A 15,090-nucleotide genomic window follows, 5' to 3' on the forward strand; every position below is an offset into this window, starting at 1 on the left:
GCAAAATTGCAGCATGACTGCAAATTTAGCTACCCAAGCCTGCAATCCGACACTCAGCATTGTCATTCCCGTTTACAACGAGGAAGACGGTCTTCAAGCCCTCTTTGATCGCCTATATCCCGCGCTAGATGTCGTGGCTAGCAAGTGTAACATTGCTTATGAAGTGGTGTTTGTGAATGATGGCAGCAAAGATCGCTCCGCTGGCATCCTGGCCAAACAAGTTGAACTGCGCCCTGATGTCACAAGAGCGGTTTTATTTCACAGCAACTTCGGTCAGCATATGGCGATCATGGCTGGCTTTGAATACTCCCGTGGTGCATACATCATCACGCTGGATGCAGACTTGCAAAATCCCCCGGAAGAAATTGATGCCCTAGTCAATGAGTTACTCAAGGGTCATGACTACGTTGGCACTATTCGTGCCGATCGTCGCGATAGCTTCTTCAGAAAATTTGCTTCACGCGCTATGAATCATTTGCGCGAGAAGATTACTCGCATCACAATGACCGACCAAGGCTGCATGCTTCGCGGCTATAGTCGTCGTATTGTTGATCTCGTTCGTCAATGCGATGAAAGCAATACTTTTATTCCAGCGCTGGCTTATACCTTTGCATCCAACCCTACTGAAATCAGCATCAAGCATGAAGAACGTTTTGCAGGTGAGTCGAAATACAGCCTCTATCAGCTTATTCGCTTGAACTTCGATTTGGTAACTGGTTTCTCGGTCATGCCTTTGCAGATTTTCTCGATCCTAGGAATGCTCTTAGCCATGGCTGCAGGCAGCCTGTTTATATACCTCCTAGTCCGCCGCTTTGTTCTAGGCGCTGAAGTGGAAGGAGTGTTCACACTCTTCGCCCTCACCTTCTTCTTGATTGGTGTGATGCTATTTGGCCTTGGCTTGCTCGGTGAATATATTGGCCGCATCTACCAACAGGTTCGTGAGCGCCCACGCTATGTTGTGCAGACTGTTTTAGAGAAAAAATAATTGCACGCAGTCGTCTTTGCTTATCACGATGTTGGCGTTAATTGCCTCAAGACATTGATCAATGCAGGAATACAAATTGATCTGGTAGTAACACATCAAGATGATCCCAATGAGAATGTTTGGTTTGGAAGTGTTGCCAAGCTTTGTGAGGAGCAGCAGATTCCTTACATCACACCCAATGCAAATCAGCTGATGGATCTCGTGCCCCAGATTCAGAAACTGGCGCCTGATTACCTCTTCTCTTTTTACTATCGCCATATTATCCCGGCAGAACTCTTGGCCTGCGCCAAGATTGGCGCCTTAAATATGCATGGCTCTCTACTACCAAAGTACCGTGGACGGGCACCGGTCAACTGGGCCATTCTTCATGGGGAGACTGAGACTGGCGCCACATTGCACATCATGGAAGCCAAACCAGATGCCGGCGATATCGTTGGTCAATCAGCAGTCCCTATTGGACCCAATGAAACCGCTACTGAAGTCTTTGCCAAAGTTAGTCAGGCTGCAGTTACCGTAATGAACCAAACTCTCCCGGAACTTGTACAAGGCCGCATCCCCAAAAAACCCAATAATCTAGCTCAAGGAAGCTATTTTGGAGGTCGCAAGCCTGCGGATGGGCAAATTTTGTGGCATCAGACTGCTCAGCAGATTCACAACCTCGTCAGAGCCGTTGCACCCCCTTATCCCGGGGCCTTTACCGACTGGCAAGGTCAGCGCAGGATTGTGGCCCGTACCAGCCTAAAGGGGCCATTTCCAAGGCAACTGGATCTTCAGGCTCCCGGCATCCAAGTGGTTGATAATCAGGTATTCGGCGTTTGTGGCGACCAGAGAGCGGTAGCGATACTGGTCTGGTTCCCAGCAAACAGCTAACAAATTAAAAGCAGCACTCTTTAGATTAAAACGAGGCAGTAAAGATGAAAAAAGTACTCATTCTTGGCGTAAACGGCTTTATTGGCCACCACCTCTCAAAGCGTATCCTGGAGACAACCGATTGGGATGTCTATGGCATGGATATGCAAAACGATCGCCTAGGTGATTTAGTGAATCACCCCCGCATGCATTTCTTTGAGGGTGATATCACCATCAACAAAGAGTGGGTTGAATATCACATTCGTAAATGCGACGTGATTCTGCCTTTGGTAGCCATCGCAACACCAGCTACTTATGTTCAGCAGCCACTCAAAGTATTTGAGCTCGATTTCGAGGCCAACTTACCCATCGTGCGCTCTGCAGTTAAATACAAGAAACATTTAGTGTTTCCATCCACATCTGAAGTCTATGGCATGTGTGAAGATAGTGAATTCGATCCTGCCAAATCGAATATGGTTTATGGCCCAATCAATAAGCCACGCTGGATCTATGCTTGCTCCAAGCAATTGATGGACCGCGTCATCTGGGGTTACGGTATGGAAGGCCTGCGATTTACCCTCTTCCGTCCATTTAACTGGATTGGCCCTGGCTTAGATAGCATCTACACACCAAAAGAAGGCTCCTCACGCGTGGTGACTCAGTTCTTAGGCCACATTGTTCGCGGTGAATCTATCAACGTCGTTGATGGCGGCGCCCAGAAACGTGCCTTTACTTATGTTGACGATGGTATCGATGCCCTAATGCGCATCATCGATAACAAAGATGGTGTTGCTAACGGCAAGATCTACAACATCGGCAACCCAAAGAACAATCACTCCATTCGTGAGCTTGCTAATCAGATGCTTGAGATTGCTCGTAGCATTCCGGAGTATGCAAAAACAGCGAATGAAGTAAAGATTGTCGAAACCACTTCTGGCGCCTACTACGGGGAAGGCTATCAAGACGTTCAGAATCGCGTTCCTGCAATTGACAACACGATGAGTGAATTAGACTGGAAGCCAACTACCAATATGAGCGACGCGCTGAAGAATATTTTCGAAGCCTATCGCGAAGATGTGGAAAAAGCACGTCATTTGGTTGATAACGAATAAGCACAGAGGTTCATGGCTAAGATTGCACTCAAGGTAGATGTTGATACCTTACGCGGCACCAAAGAAGGCGTCCCCAATCTAGCGCGTACGCTTGAACGCTTTGGTCTTAAAGCCACTTTTCTATTTAGCTTGGGTCCCGACCATACTGGTTGGGCTCTCAAGCGAGTCTTTAAGCCGGGTTTTTTAAAGAAAGTAAGTCGCACTTCTGTTGTTGAACATTACGGCCTTAAGACCTTGCTCTACGGCGTCCTCCTACCCGGACCTGACATTGGAAAACAAGCTGCTGCAGAGATGCGCGCCATTGATACTGCCGGTCACGAGACTGGCATTCATACCTGGGACCACGTAGCCTGGCAAGATGCAGTGCGTAATCGCGACCCAGAGTGGACTAAAGCACAGATGCAAAAAAGTTGGGATCGCTTTGTAGAAATTTTTGGTCATCCGCCAATTACGTATGGTGCTGCCGGCTGGCAAATGAATGAGGCTGCTTTTGAGCAACTCGATCAATGGGGTATTAAGTATTCCTCTGATGGCCGGGCAGAACCCAATTTAATGCCCTATCGTTTTGCCCTGCCTTCCGGGAAAGCGAAACATGTGCAATATCCAACCACCCTACCAACGTTTGATGAGTTGATTGGGATAGATGATGCAGATGAGTTTGGCGCCGTGAAGAAGTTGCTTGAGATTACCCAAAGCAATCCAAATGACCAGGTATTTACTCTACATGCCGAGCTAGAAGGTCAAAAGCTGCTACCCGCTTTTGAACAACTGCTGGCCGGGTGGCTAAACCAGGGTCACGACCTAGTCACCATGGGCGAATTGCATCAATCCTGGGAAGCCACCAAGCAACTCGATAAAATAGCTGTACAACCCATCACTTGGGGAGAGATCCCTAACCGAAGCGGTGAACTCATTTTGCAAACAGTTTAATAAACCTCAGAATACCTAATACATAAAATTAATTAAGGGAGATCATCATGACAGTAGAAATTGGCAAGCCAATGCCCCAGTGCGCAATCCCAGCAACATCCGGATTAACCTTTACGCCAGATTCCGCTAAGGGTAAAAAGCTGGCCATCTACTTTTATCCAAAAGATATGACTCCTGGCTGCACTGCTGAGTCTGGTGAATTCCGTGACAACATTGATGCCTTCACTAAAGCCAATACTCTGGTGGTTGGCGTTTCTCGAGATAGCCTGAAATCCCATGATAATTTTCGCAGCAAACTTGAGTTGCCATTTGAGCTGGTTGCCGACACCGAAGAAACCCTTTGCCAACTCTTTGGCGTCATGAAGTTGAAAAACATGTATGGCAAACAAGTTCGTGGCGTTGAACGCAATACCTTCCTTTTTGATTCCTCAGGCAAGCTCGTAAAAGAGTGGCGTGGCCTTAAGGTTCCTGGACATGTGACAGAGGTATTACAAGCAGCCCAAGATACTAAATAATTTTTTAAAGAATTTAATCTAGGGTACTTGCAAAGCCCAAAATTTGGGGTAAAGTTGTTTATATGCACCGTAAACGACGGGAAAGTCTAACAATCCGTTTGACTCATCAGCCTGAATACTTCAGAACAGGCTCGGTAAACATCCCCCGCCGTTTTACAGATTGTTTTACACCCAGTTTTGTTATAAACCGTCAATGCAATCCGCTTGACGGTTTTTTCTTTTAGGAGAGTCTGCATGCCATTGCCCCCAATCCCAACTCAAATTGCTGGTCAAGTAAAAATTAGCAGTAAGGACACTCCAAACTTAAAAAAGCGCCCTGCACCAGCAAAAACTGTTGTGATGGAAAGTCATGCTCCAGATTGGGCGACAGATGCAGAAGAGGATTTATCTGCCGCTGAAGTCGCGCTCGAAAAAATCAAAAGTGATCGCAGTCCCGTTGCACCACGTAATGACCGCGGTGATAGGAAAGCGGCAAGCGTCCCAGAAAAGCCAAAGCGCATTGTTCGCACTGGCCCACCTAGCTTATTTGTCCTTGATACCAACGTATTGATGCATGACCCGAGCTCCCTGTTCCGCTTCTCAGAACACGACCTCTTCCTACCGATGACCACTCTTGAGGAATTAGATAACCACAAGAAAGGGATGACTGAAGTTGCACGCAATGCCCGCACCGTCAGTCGCTCATTGGATCAGCTGGTGGCTGGAACTAGCGGCACATTAGATGAAGGTATTCCACTCAACAAGCTAGGCAATCAGGATGTTTCTGGTCGACTGTTTTTCCAGACCAAGTTAACTACCCAAGCGCTTCCAGAGGGATTACCTGAGGGCAAAGGCGATAACTTGATCTTAGCGGTGGTTAGCGAGCTCCAAAAAACCCGTAAAGGCCAGGAAGTTGTCTTGGTATCTAAAGACATCAATATGCGCATTAAGGCTCGCGCCTTAGGCCTCCCTGCTGAAGACTACTTCAACGATCAAGTACTAGAAGATCGCGATTTAATGTATTCAGGCGTTATGACATTACCAGCAGACTTTTGGCATAAACACGGTAAAAACATGGAGAGTTGGGCTGACGGCAAATCTGGCACGATGTTTTATCGCGTTACAGGCCCCTCAGTTCAAAGCATGCTGGTGAATGAGTTTGTCTATCAAGAAAATCCTGATGGCTCGACACCTTTCTATGCCCAAGTCAAAGAGATCAACGGCAAAACTGCCCTCCTTCAAACTTTACGAGATTTTTCTCATCAAAAGAATAATGTATGGGGCGTAACAGCTCGCAACCGCGAACAAAACTTTGCCATGAATCTGCTCATGAACCCGGATGTGGATTTCATTACATTACTGGGCCAAGCTGGTACCGGAAAAACCCTGCTGGCCCTAGCTGCTGGCCTGGAGCAGGTGTTGGATAGCAAGCGCTATAACGAAATCATCATTACGCGCGCAACTGTTCCTGTCGGTGAAGATATTGGCTTTTTGCCAGGTACCGAAGAGGAAAAAATGCAGCCTTGGATGGGTGCTTTTGACGACAACCTTGAGGTCTTGCAACGCAATGAAGATGGTGGTGCTGGTGAGTTTAGTCGTGCCGCTACACAAGAATTGATTCGCTCACGCATTAAAGTGAAGAGCATGAACTTCATGCGTGGTAGAACTTTTGTGAGCAAGTTTGTGATTATTGATGAAGCACAAAACTTAACACCAAAACAAATGAAGACTTTAGTAACTCGTGCAGGCCCAGGAACGAAGATTATCTGTTTAGGCAATATTGCCCAGATCGATACACCTTACTTAACCGAAGGCTCTTCAGGTCTTACTTATGTAGTGGATCGCTTTAAAGGCTGGCGTCATGATGGGCATGTGACTTTGGCTCGTGGTGAGCGATCACGTCTTGCGGATCATGCTGCTGACGCACTCTAAGTCATCTCTCTTATGCCGCACTCTAATAGGGTGCGGCATTTTTATTTGCACCCTTCTCTCGCTATCGGGATGCGCTAGCTTTGGATCAAAAAATAATGCTGCCAAGGTTTCTCAATTCAAACAAGATACTAGCGTAGGCACTGAAGATATCTCCATTGCTGCAGTAGGTTTAGTGGGTGTGCCCTATCGCTATGGAGGCAATAATCCAAAGGGCGGATTTGATTGCAGCGGACTCATTGCCTACGTTTACAACAAGTCTGCCAATATCAAGCTACCGCGCACTATTCAAGAAATGAGTACCAAAGGTAAAAATGTTGAAAATCAACCACCCGCACCAGGGGACCTGGTCTTTTTCAATACTACCGGCGCAAAGTATTCACATGCGGGGATCTATGCGGGGCAAGGTAGATTTGTACATGCCCCAAGTGCTGGAGGAACTGTGCGCCTAGAGCACATCACTAAGCCCTATTGGGCAGCAAGATTTACTGAGGCAAGAAGACTGACTTCAGCAAGTCCGCAGAACTAAACTAAAGCCCAATCGTATAGGTAGCCATGACTGTAGTTGAAGTAATGGCCTGATAAGCCTCTTGCCGATAAATTGCCGAGAGTCCAATGCGCTCATTGACGCTTAAATCATGAAAAGCTCCCAAACTTGCAGTTGGCCTTGTGCTTCGATAATTATTATTCATTGCAATATTGAAATAACCATTGCCAGTTGTAACTAAATTGCCAACATTGGAATTGGTATCTTTTTCTACGCCAGCGCTCGCAAGTAAACTTGTTTTCTCGCTCAGCCTATGAACCTCAGAAACACCTGCGAGCACAGTGGTTGTGTAATTATTAATAGCGTCATACGTCAGCGGACTAGAAACCGTATTTGATTGACTCTCACCGTACCCGCCCATTCCACCAACCATATAGCGCATGCTAGCATACGGTGAAAGTATCGTTTTATTTCCCATACCAAATCCATATTTAAGCAAGCCAAGAACACCTTGTGAAGTCAGAGAGGTGGAGCCCGTGCCCGCCTCAGAGACACCAACCACTGGACGGGTTAAGCTTGCACCCTTGTTTGCATACCCCGCAGAAAGCTTTGCCTCTACACCCGTGCCATCTGGGTTTTGCAACCATACCCCAAATACACCAACCATTGGACTGCCATTATTTAATTGAGCAATTTCACCTGGAGTACTTTGAGATAGATTCTGATCTAGATATCCACCAAATCGAAGATTATTTGAGAAGCGGTAAGCCCCAATGATCAGCGCACTGCTATTGTTGTATGGATAAGAACTAACATTAGTAAATCGACCACCTGCCGAAATGCATACATTATTAGCACCAAATAGCGAGCAGTCATAGCTCATGCCATTAATCACACCTGCAGACTGCATTGCAAATAATCCTTGCAAGGTGTTAGCCATTGAATTGAGAGCAATCTCAGTATCGGGTCCAATCGGAACAATTAAAAGAGACTGAGCCGCAAGAGTCTCCTCGAGAGCAACTAAGGTTGGCTGCACAACCGCACTCAATACTAAGTCTGCCTGATCGGCAGACCCATTAATGCGATGTACCAGCGCCCACTGATACTCAGTTCCACCAATAGTGACCGTCCCATAAGAGTTAGCAAGATTATTAATTTTGATACCTGAAAGTGCTGTGGAGTATGTTGCTGGAGATACTGTTGAGTTGATTGTAATGCCAAAGTTCATTGCCCCAGTTACCACCCCATTACTAGCATCCAACTTTCCATAATTGGTCGCACTAGAAATCTTGGTGTTGTAATTACTTGGCAGCACTCCTGAGTATGTTAGCGGGTTCGATCCGCCTTGAGAATTGGTCAGCGTGGTGATATTTCCAGCACTATATATGCCAAATGAATTTACCCCATTAGCTGTGATCGTCCCAGTGTTTTCAATAGCTACTGTCCCAACCCCCGATACTTGAATACCATGAGCCGCTGAACCATTTGTCGTAATGAGGCCAGTATTAACAATGGAATTCAGCACAGAACCTGATGTGGCGCCAGAAACCAAACGCATGCCTGCGGCACCCACACCATCAGTCTGAATACGACCAGCATTAGTTAAGGCATTAGCAGCTGATGAAGCATTGGTAGCGCTAATGTACATACCTGCCGCATAAGTTCCACCGGTAAAAATCGTGCCATCTGATTCATTCGTGAAAGAGGTTCCCCCTGCTTGAGACCGGCCGTTTGCGCCGGAAGACATGCCATACCCGTAATAAAAAGAGCTGGTATTTAAATTTCCATGGTTACTAACACTTGCATTGCCGCCAAGCCCGATGGTTGAACCATTAATTACGAGCGAAGTTCCATTTGCAACATCTATCGTTACATTATTTCCAACTGTAGTTGAATTCTGAGTTGAAATGACGCCTGTAGTTGCTGCCGGAGTTACGCTACTAGTACAAGCAACCGTCTGAGAACTTCCGCTTACTGTATTCGGAGTGTAGGAGTCGCATCCTCCAGTAGATTGCGCGATCACAGAATTGGGCATGGTAGACAAAGCAACCGTCGCTGTAGTCAAAATTAAATAATGGCGGAAGAAACCTATAAATTGCATGGCTGGGTATGTAGAAGAAAATATTCAAATTTTCTCCAATAATAATTAGCTATAAAGTTAATATCTATTAACCCTTAAGCTAATATCCTTATATATAGTTATTAGAAATAATCACTATTAATGGGTTTTTATATTTTTGCTTAAACCACACAGGAATTTAGCAATGAATCAAATTGATTTAGATCGTATTCAGGAGATTTTGGTAGCTGCGGCTACGGATATTGGCCTCAAGATCTTGGCAGCCATTGTCTTTTGGGTTGTTGGCTCAGCTGTTTCCGTAACCTTGAACATTCTGCTGGTTATTGGAATTCTGGGTTATTTTGGCATTCAAACTACCAGCTTCGCCACTTTAATTGCTACCGCTGGTATTGCAATCGGTGCCGCATGGGCGGGTCTACTTTCCAATTTTGCAGCTGGTGTATTTGTGATTGTGTTGCGCCCCTTCAAGGTGGGTGACTTCGTTACTGCAGGTGGTGTAACTAGAACCGTTAAAGAGATTGGACTGTTCTCATCAACCATCTATACGCCAGACAATATTGCAACGATGGTTGGCAATACCAAAATTTTGGGTGACACCATTCAAAACTTTAGTAACAGCTCCTATCGCAGAGTCGATCTAAAATGCCAACTCTCTGGGGCTGCCGACCAAATCGCTGCGATGCAACTTTTACGTGAAAAAATTTCTGCAATACCAAATGCATTGCAAGATCCAACAGTTGAAGTAAATATTTTGGAGTTCAATTTAGTAGGTCCAGTATTGGCTGTTCGCCCTTACTGCAACAATGATCGCTACTGGCAAGTCTATTTTGATAGCAACCGCGTCATGAGTGAGGCTCTTACTACAGCTGGCTTTCCTGCTCCAGTAGCCACCCAGAACATGGCGATGAAACAGAGTTAATTTCGCAGCAACTAACCAGGAGAATTTCACATGAAGAAAATTATCATTGCTTTAAGCATTGCATTTAGTTTTGCTATTCCATCTATCGCTTTTGCAGATCAAGCTGCTTGCGAAGCTAAGGCAGTCAGTAAAGATGGTAAACCACTCTACGGGGCAGCTAAAGATGCATCTATTAAGAAATGTATGGGTGATGCCAAACCCAATGATTGCGAGGCTAAGGCAGTCAGTAAAGATGGTAAGCCACTATATGGTGCAGCTAAAGCAGCTTCTATTAAGAAATGCGAAGGCGGCAAGTAAATACCTTTTGCATCAAGTTAAAAAGCCTCGCATTGCGAGGCTTTTTTATTCTTAATTACTTTTGAATTAGAACGGCTCGTATCCACCAGAAGAATAGCCAACCGATCCCATAGCCAAGTTATCGAACTTGGTATACGGACCTTGCCAGCTAACACGCACAGTACCAATCGGTCCATTACGCTGCTTACCAATAATAATTTCAGCTATACCCTTATCCTGAGTTGTATCTGGGTGATACACCTCATCACGATAGATGAACATAATTAAGTCAGCATCTTGCTCAATTGCACCTGACTCACGCAAATCAGACATGATTGGGCGCTTATTAGGGCGCTGCTCTAGACCACGGTTTAACTGCGACAAAGCAACTACTGGGCACTGTAATTCTTTTGCGAGTGATTTGAGTGAGCGTGAAATTTCAGAAATCTCAGTAGCACGGTTCTCAGAACCTGAACCGCTCATTAACTGCAGGTAATCAATCACAACGAGACCAAGTGTTCCGCCAAAGTTACGAGCAATACGACGTGCGCGTGCGCGGAGCTCTAGACTGGAAAGGGCGCCAGTTTCATCAATCAAAATTTGAGTATTACTCAAGCGTGCAATGGCATCAGTAACACGCGGCCACTCATCATCTTGAAGCTTTCCGGTGCGCATGCGACTTTGGTCAACGCGCCCTACCGAACCCAGTAAACGAGCTGCCAGTTGCTCACCTGACATCTCCATCGAGAATATAACGACTGGTAAACCTTCTGCCAAGGCAACATTTTCGGCGATGTTTAACGCCATCGCGGTTTTCCCCATTGACGGTCTTCCAGCAACAATCACTAAGTCGCCTTTTTGCAGGCCGCTGGTTTGTTTATCTAGATCAATAAATCCAGTTGCAATACCGGTGATATCACTTCCACCCTGACGGTTGTATAGCTCATCAATGCGAGCGACAACGGTTTTGAGTAATGGTTCGATTTCGAGGTAATCAGCTTTACGACTGCCCTCTTCACCAATTTGCAAAATGCGGGACTCCGCTTCATCTAAAAGCGTTCTGACTGAACGACCTTCTGGAACAAATGCAGAGTTCACAATGTTGTCAGAAACTTCAATTAGGCGACGCAGAATGCTGCGATCGCGAACAATGTCGGCATAGCCTTTGATATTCGCTGCACTTGGAGTGCTTTGCGCTAAAGAATTGAGGTAATCAATCCCAACCAAAGCACCACCCTGCTCAGACTTAACAGCCTCATGAACAGTAATGACGTCAGCAGGATGATTGTCGCCAACTAAACGCTGAATGACCTTATAGATCAGAGCATGTTCAGGGCGATAGAAATCTTTATCAGTTAACACGCCACCTAGGCGATCCCAGGCTGTGTTATCGATCAGTAGACCGCCGAGCAAAGATTGCTCGGCTTCTACAGAATGCGGGGGTACTTTTAAGGCCTGCAAGGCTGCATCCCCAGAACCCATCATGCCAGGATTTGACATAAGGGAGCGAGAACGGGATTCAGCCATGAGGCTAGCTTACAGATCTAAAACTTAGGCTTGCTCGCCAACGACACGGATAGTGATGTCAGCCACTACATTGGTATGAACAGCTACCGCTACAGGGTGATCACCAACCATCTTCAACGGGCCAGTAGGCATACGTACAGAAGCTTTTTCGATTACAAAGCCTTTAGCTTTCAAAGCATCAGCAATGTCATGATTGGTTACAGAACCAAACAAACGACCACCAACACCAGCTTTTTGACCGATTTCGAGAACCAAGTCTTTGAGCTTTGCGCCAACCGCTTCAGCAGCGGCTAATTTCTCAGCAGCTAATTTTTCCAACTCAGCGCGACGTACTGCAAAGTCAGCGATAGCTGTTTCAGTTGCACGACGAGCTTTGCATTGTGGGATTAGGAAATTACGAGCGTAACCGTCTTTAACACGAACGATGTCACCGAGGTTGCCCAGGTTAATTACTTTTTCTAAAAGAATGATTTGCATTGAGGGCTCCCAATTATTTCTTGTGTTGATCGGAGAATGGCAACAAAGCCAAGTAACGAGCACGCTTGATAGCAGTGTCTAACTGACGCTGATATTTAGCTTTTGTGCCTGTCAAACGTGCAGGAGTGATCTTGGCGTTTTCGCCAATGAAGTCCTTCAATGTGTCTACATCTTTGTAGTCAATCTGTTCTACGCCAGCAACAGTGAAACGGCAATAACGCTTACGCTTGAACAATGGGTTCTGGGCTGGTTTCTTTTTGAAATCGGGTTTCTTTCCAAACGCCATGATGATTTCCTCTTTAATTTTTCAATTGAATATGGGTGATATGGAAAACAAGTCTTTGATTACGTAGAGTCTTGGGTGCTAAGAATCCCTCAAACACTGCCTCGGTTCCTAAATCCATTTGCTCCAAGCCCTTTTGTATCGGGCCAATCGCTATGGCTTCAACGCTCATCTGAATTTTCCTTGCATTTCCTACCTCGCTTACTTCGCCGCTATGTTCTAGCTGGCAATGCATCACTGGTATTCCTGCAGGTGTAAATCGAATTGCGTCTTTAGCTACCAAGAATGCAGTTAGGGTGAAATGATTCAACGCCGCTCCGTCACTCTGATACGTTTTCTAGTCTGTGTATTCCTCTTCAAATTTCTAGCTTAAGCCGCTGCTACAGGAGCGTCGGATTGAGCTGTTTTGCGCGCTTCTTCACGTTGCACTTCTTTCATCATGATGGAAGGCTCTGTTTCAGCTTTCTTAGTCTTGATGATGAGGTGACGCAAAACAGCATCGTTAAATTTGAATGCGTGCTCGAGCTCGTCCAGAGTTTTCTGGTCGCACTCAATGTTCATACAAACGTAATGGGCTTTAGCAAGTTTGTCGATCATGTAAGCCATCTGACGACGACCCCAATCTTCCATACGATGAATTTTGCCGCCAGCAGCAGCTAATGTCGCTTTGTAGCGATCGATCATCGCAGGCACTTGCTCGCTTTGGTCCGGGTGGACGATAAAGACGATTTCATAATGACGCATCTAACACTCCTTAAGGATAAAGTCACCTGGGCGTCTTGCTAACTTCCGATGGTTTTAAAGTTAGCGCCAGTGTGGCAAGGTGGCAACAAATTGTAGGTAAAACTAACTACACATATTTACAACTTTTAAGTCCTTACCGAATTTCAGGTAAGTCCGCTATTCTAGCAAAAAAATCCTGCCAAGTCAGGGGTTTACCAGCTTTATTCGCCTGCTTTGCCGCATTTAAAGCCAATTGGAGGGCAATTCTGGCTCTTGGAGCGGTGAATGATCCAGAGGCTCTGCATCCCGGGAGATCTAGCTCAGGAATATTAAGCAAAGTAGATCCAGCGCCAGTTCTAGTTGTCCTGACCAGAGCAATACCTTGAGCCATTGCCAGATCTAAGGGCTGTACCCATGCATCATGAAAGCCGCCATGCCCTGAACCAGCAAGCACAAAGCCCTGTACAGCACTACCCAGCCACTGCAAGATGGTTTCAGGACGTGCACCTGCATGACTAGTCAAAATCTCTACCCAAGGCCACTCACTCGCCTCAGGAATAGGCAAATCTTCACTCCAAGCTGACTGTACGGCCTTCACCCCGGATAACCAAGATGGATTAATCAGGCCTACTGAGCTTGATGGGGCATTTTGCAAAGGAGCATTCAGAGCCGTAGCGTGGCGCTTAGCCAAATCCATTGCCATACATCCACGCCCATCCATCACCGCATAGACGCCACCAGGACAGTTATCAATAGAAGTTGACGCCCAGCGTAAGGCATCCAGCAGATTTGAAGGGCCATCAGCCCCAGGTGCATTACTTGGCAACATTGCCCCTGTCAAAATAACCCGTTTATTCTGTGCCTGAGCCAGCTTTCCGCAAGTTGCCTGCAAAAATAAACCGGTCTCCTCAATCGTATCCGTACCGTGGGTAATCACAATCCCCCTTACAGCGGTATCCAACAGAGCTTCTCTTACTCCAAATCCCAGTGTGCTGAGATTGGCATCAGTCAAATTGCGACTATTGATGTTTGCCACCTGACGTGACACTAGCTTGACTCCCTCAGGCACAACTGATTGAACATGCGCCACCAATGCGTCAACCCCTACCTGTCCAGCCTGGTATTGGAGAGGGTTTTCTTCAGGGTTAGGCGCCAGGCCTGCAATCGTGCCGCCCATACCTAAAACTAAAAGATGGGGTGTATTTTCAGAAACGTTCGAAATTGAGCTCATTTCTCCATTATCCGCCTCTAAATTGCTTGAATATTCAAATAGTGCTGTATACAATCCCAGTATGGACATAAATACAGTCGATTTTCCAGAGGAGCTGACTGCCCTCCCCAAACTCACCTCACGTCAAAGTGAGATTTTGGAATTGATCACCAAGGCCATCGATGAGAGTGGCTCACCTCCGACCCGTGCTGAAATCGCTACGCAACTCGGCTTTGCTTCTGCTAACGCCGCTGAAGAGCACTTACGCGCATTAGCAAAAAAAGGATACATCGAACTGACGCCGGGAATCTCGCGGGGCATTCGGATTCCACAACGCTTTAACCAGACGCACAATCCAAACAAATATCGTCAGATGTCTTTACCCTCTGGCGCGCTTCAGCAACTTACGCTGCCACTCATTGGTCGTGTTGCTGCAGGCTCTCCCACAGCAATCGAACACATTGAAAAACAAGTGCCGATTGACCCAAGCTTGTTTAGTAAAGGTGCTGATTACTTACTCAAAGTAGTTGGCATGAGTATGCGCGATGCTGGCATTTTGGATGGCGACTATCTTGCCGTCAGAAAAACTTCTGAAGTACGCAACGGCGATATCGTGGTTGCACGCCTTGATGATGAAGTTACAGTAAAGCGTTGGAACCAGAAGAAAACTGCAGACGGCATGGTGCTTGAACTACAAGCCGAGAACCCAGACTTTAAAAACATTTTGGTAGACAGGCGTCAACCAAACTTCGCTGTAGAGGGCCAGGCTGTTGGCTTAATCAGGGCTGGCGGACTCTAAGCTGCCTCAC

17 protein-coding genes are annotated in these 15,090 nt (G+C 46.3%); 10 read left to right on the forward strand and 7 right to left on the reverse strand.

Annotation, left to right across the window (positions count from 1 at the left end):
- Window positions 1-13 precede the first annotated feature (13 nt).
- The 7 genes from DXE44_RS06485 (at window position 14) to DXE44_RS06515 (ending at window position 6,828) form a co-directional block, all read left to right on the forward strand.
- Complete coding sequence (locus DXE44_RS06485; protein WP_114653604.1) at window positions 14-985, forward strand: glycosyltransferase; 972 nt, start codon at window positions 14-16, stop codon at window positions 983-985.
- Entirely contained in the window at window positions 986-1,855 is an 870-nt protein-coding gene (locus DXE44_RS06490; RefSeq protein WP_114653606.1) for a formyltransferase, read from the forward strand.
- Window positions 1,856-1,899: 44 nt separating this feature from the next.
- Window positions 1,900-2,946 carry a bifunctional UDP-4-keto-pentose/UDP-xylose synthase gene (locus DXE44_RS06495; protein ID WP_114653608.1) on the forward strand — a complete coding sequence of 349 codons (1,047 nt, stop codon included), beginning with the start codon at window positions 1,900-1,902 and terminating at the stop codon, window positions 2,944-2,946.
- 12 nt (window positions 2,947-2,958) lie between these two features.
- Window positions 2,959-3,876, forward strand: coding sequence for a polysaccharide deacetylase family protein (locus DXE44_RS06500; RefSeq protein ID WP_114653610.1), 918 nt, complete (start codon window positions 2,959-2,961; stop codon window positions 3,874-3,876).
- Between the two features lie 47 nt (window positions 3,877-3,923).
- Complete coding sequence (locus DXE44_RS06505; protein ID WP_114653612.1) at window positions 3,924-4,391, forward strand: peroxiredoxin; 468 nt, start codon at window positions 3,924-3,926, stop codon at window positions 4,389-4,391.
- Between the two features lie 234 nt (window positions 4,392-4,625).
- A complete protein-coding gene (locus DXE44_RS06510) occupies window positions 4,626-6,302 on the forward strand; it encodes a PhoH family protein (RefSeq protein WP_114653614.1) in 1,677 nt (558 codons plus the stop codon).
- Window positions 6,259-6,828 carry a C40 family peptidase gene (locus DXE44_RS06515; protein ID WP_231970606.1) on the forward strand — a complete coding sequence of 190 codons (570 nt, stop codon included), beginning with the start codon at window positions 6,259-6,261 and terminating at the stop codon, window positions 6,826-6,828. Before DXE44_RS06510 ends, DXE44_RS06515 begins: the two co-directional genes overlap by 44 nt.
- A gap of 1 nt (window position 6,829) precedes the next feature.
- On the opposite strand, the gene DXE44_RS06520 is transcribed toward DXE44_RS06515, so the two are convergent.
- Complete coding sequence (locus DXE44_RS06520; protein ID WP_114653618.1) at window positions 6,830-8,887, reverse strand: autotransporter domain-containing protein; 2,058 nt, start codon at window positions 8,885-8,887, stop codon at window positions 6,830-6,832.
- Between the two features lie 163 nt (window positions 8,888-9,050).
- Between DXE44_RS06520 and DXE44_RS06525 the strand changes: the two genes are divergently transcribed.
- Complete coding sequence (locus DXE44_RS06525; RefSeq protein ID WP_114653620.1) at window positions 9,051-9,785, forward strand: mechanosensitive ion channel family protein; 735 nt, start codon at window positions 9,051-9,053, stop codon at window positions 9,783-9,785.
- A 30-nt stretch (window positions 9,786-9,815) separates the two neighbouring features.
- Window positions 9,816-10,082, forward strand: coding sequence for a hypothetical protein (locus DXE44_RS06530; protein ID WP_114653622.1), 267 nt, complete (start codon window positions 9,816-9,818; stop codon window positions 10,080-10,082).
- A gap of 66 nt (window positions 10,083-10,148) precedes the next feature.
- Here the strand turns inward: DXE44_RS06530 and dnaB are convergent, their stop codons facing one another.
- From dnaB to DXE44_RS06560, 6 genes are all read right to left on the reverse strand, one after another.
- On the reverse strand, window positions 10,149-11,588 hold the full coding sequence (gene dnaB, locus DXE44_RS06535; protein ID WP_415065292.1) for a replicative DNA helicase: 1,440 nt from the start codon (window positions 11,586-11,588) through the stop codon (window positions 10,149-10,151).
- Window positions 11,589-11,612: 24 nt separating this feature from the next.
- Entirely contained in the window at window positions 11,613-12,065 is a 453-nt protein-coding gene (gene rplI / locus DXE44_RS06540; RefSeq protein WP_114653624.1) for a 50S ribosomal protein L9, read from the reverse strand.
- Between the two features lie 13 nt (window positions 12,066-12,078).
- A complete protein-coding gene (gene rpsR / locus DXE44_RS06545; protein WP_011902267.1) occupies window positions 12,079-12,351 on the reverse strand; it encodes a 30S ribosomal protein S18 in 273 nt (90 codons plus the stop codon).
- A gap of 13 nt (window positions 12,352-12,364) precedes the next feature.
- A complete protein-coding gene (gene priB / locus DXE44_RS06550; RefSeq protein ID WP_114653626.1) occupies window positions 12,365-12,658 on the reverse strand; it encodes a primosomal replication protein N in 294 nt (97 codons plus the stop codon).
- 59 nt (window positions 12,659-12,717) lie between these two features.
- Window positions 12,718-13,092: a 30S ribosomal protein S6 gene (gene rpsF, locus DXE44_RS06555; RefSeq protein ID WP_114653629.1), complete on the reverse strand. Its 375-nt coding sequence runs from the start codon at window positions 13,090-13,092 to the stop codon at window positions 12,718-12,720.
- A 133-nt stretch (window positions 13,093-13,225) separates the two neighbouring features.
- Entirely contained in the window at window positions 13,226-14,302 is a 1,077-nt protein-coding gene (locus tag DXE44_RS06560) for an asparaginase domain-containing protein (protein ID WP_114654381.1), read from the reverse strand.
- 61 nt (window positions 14,303-14,363) lie between these two features.
- On the opposite strand from DXE44_RS06560, the gene lexA reads away from it, so the two are divergent.
- Window positions 14,364-15,080, forward strand: a complete 717-nt coding sequence (gene lexA / locus DXE44_RS06565) for a transcriptional repressor LexA (RefSeq protein ID WP_114653632.1) — start codon at window positions 14,364-14,366, stop codon at window positions 15,078-15,080.
- The last annotated feature ends 10 nt before the right edge of the window (window positions 15,081-15,090 follow it).

Origin of the sequence: Polynucleobacter necessarius (genome assembly GCF_900095175.1) — a bacterium.
In the GTDB taxonomy this organism is placed as follows: Bacteria; Pseudomonadota; Gammaproteobacteria; order Burkholderiales; family Burkholderiaceae; genus Polynucleobacter; species Polynucleobacter necessarius_I.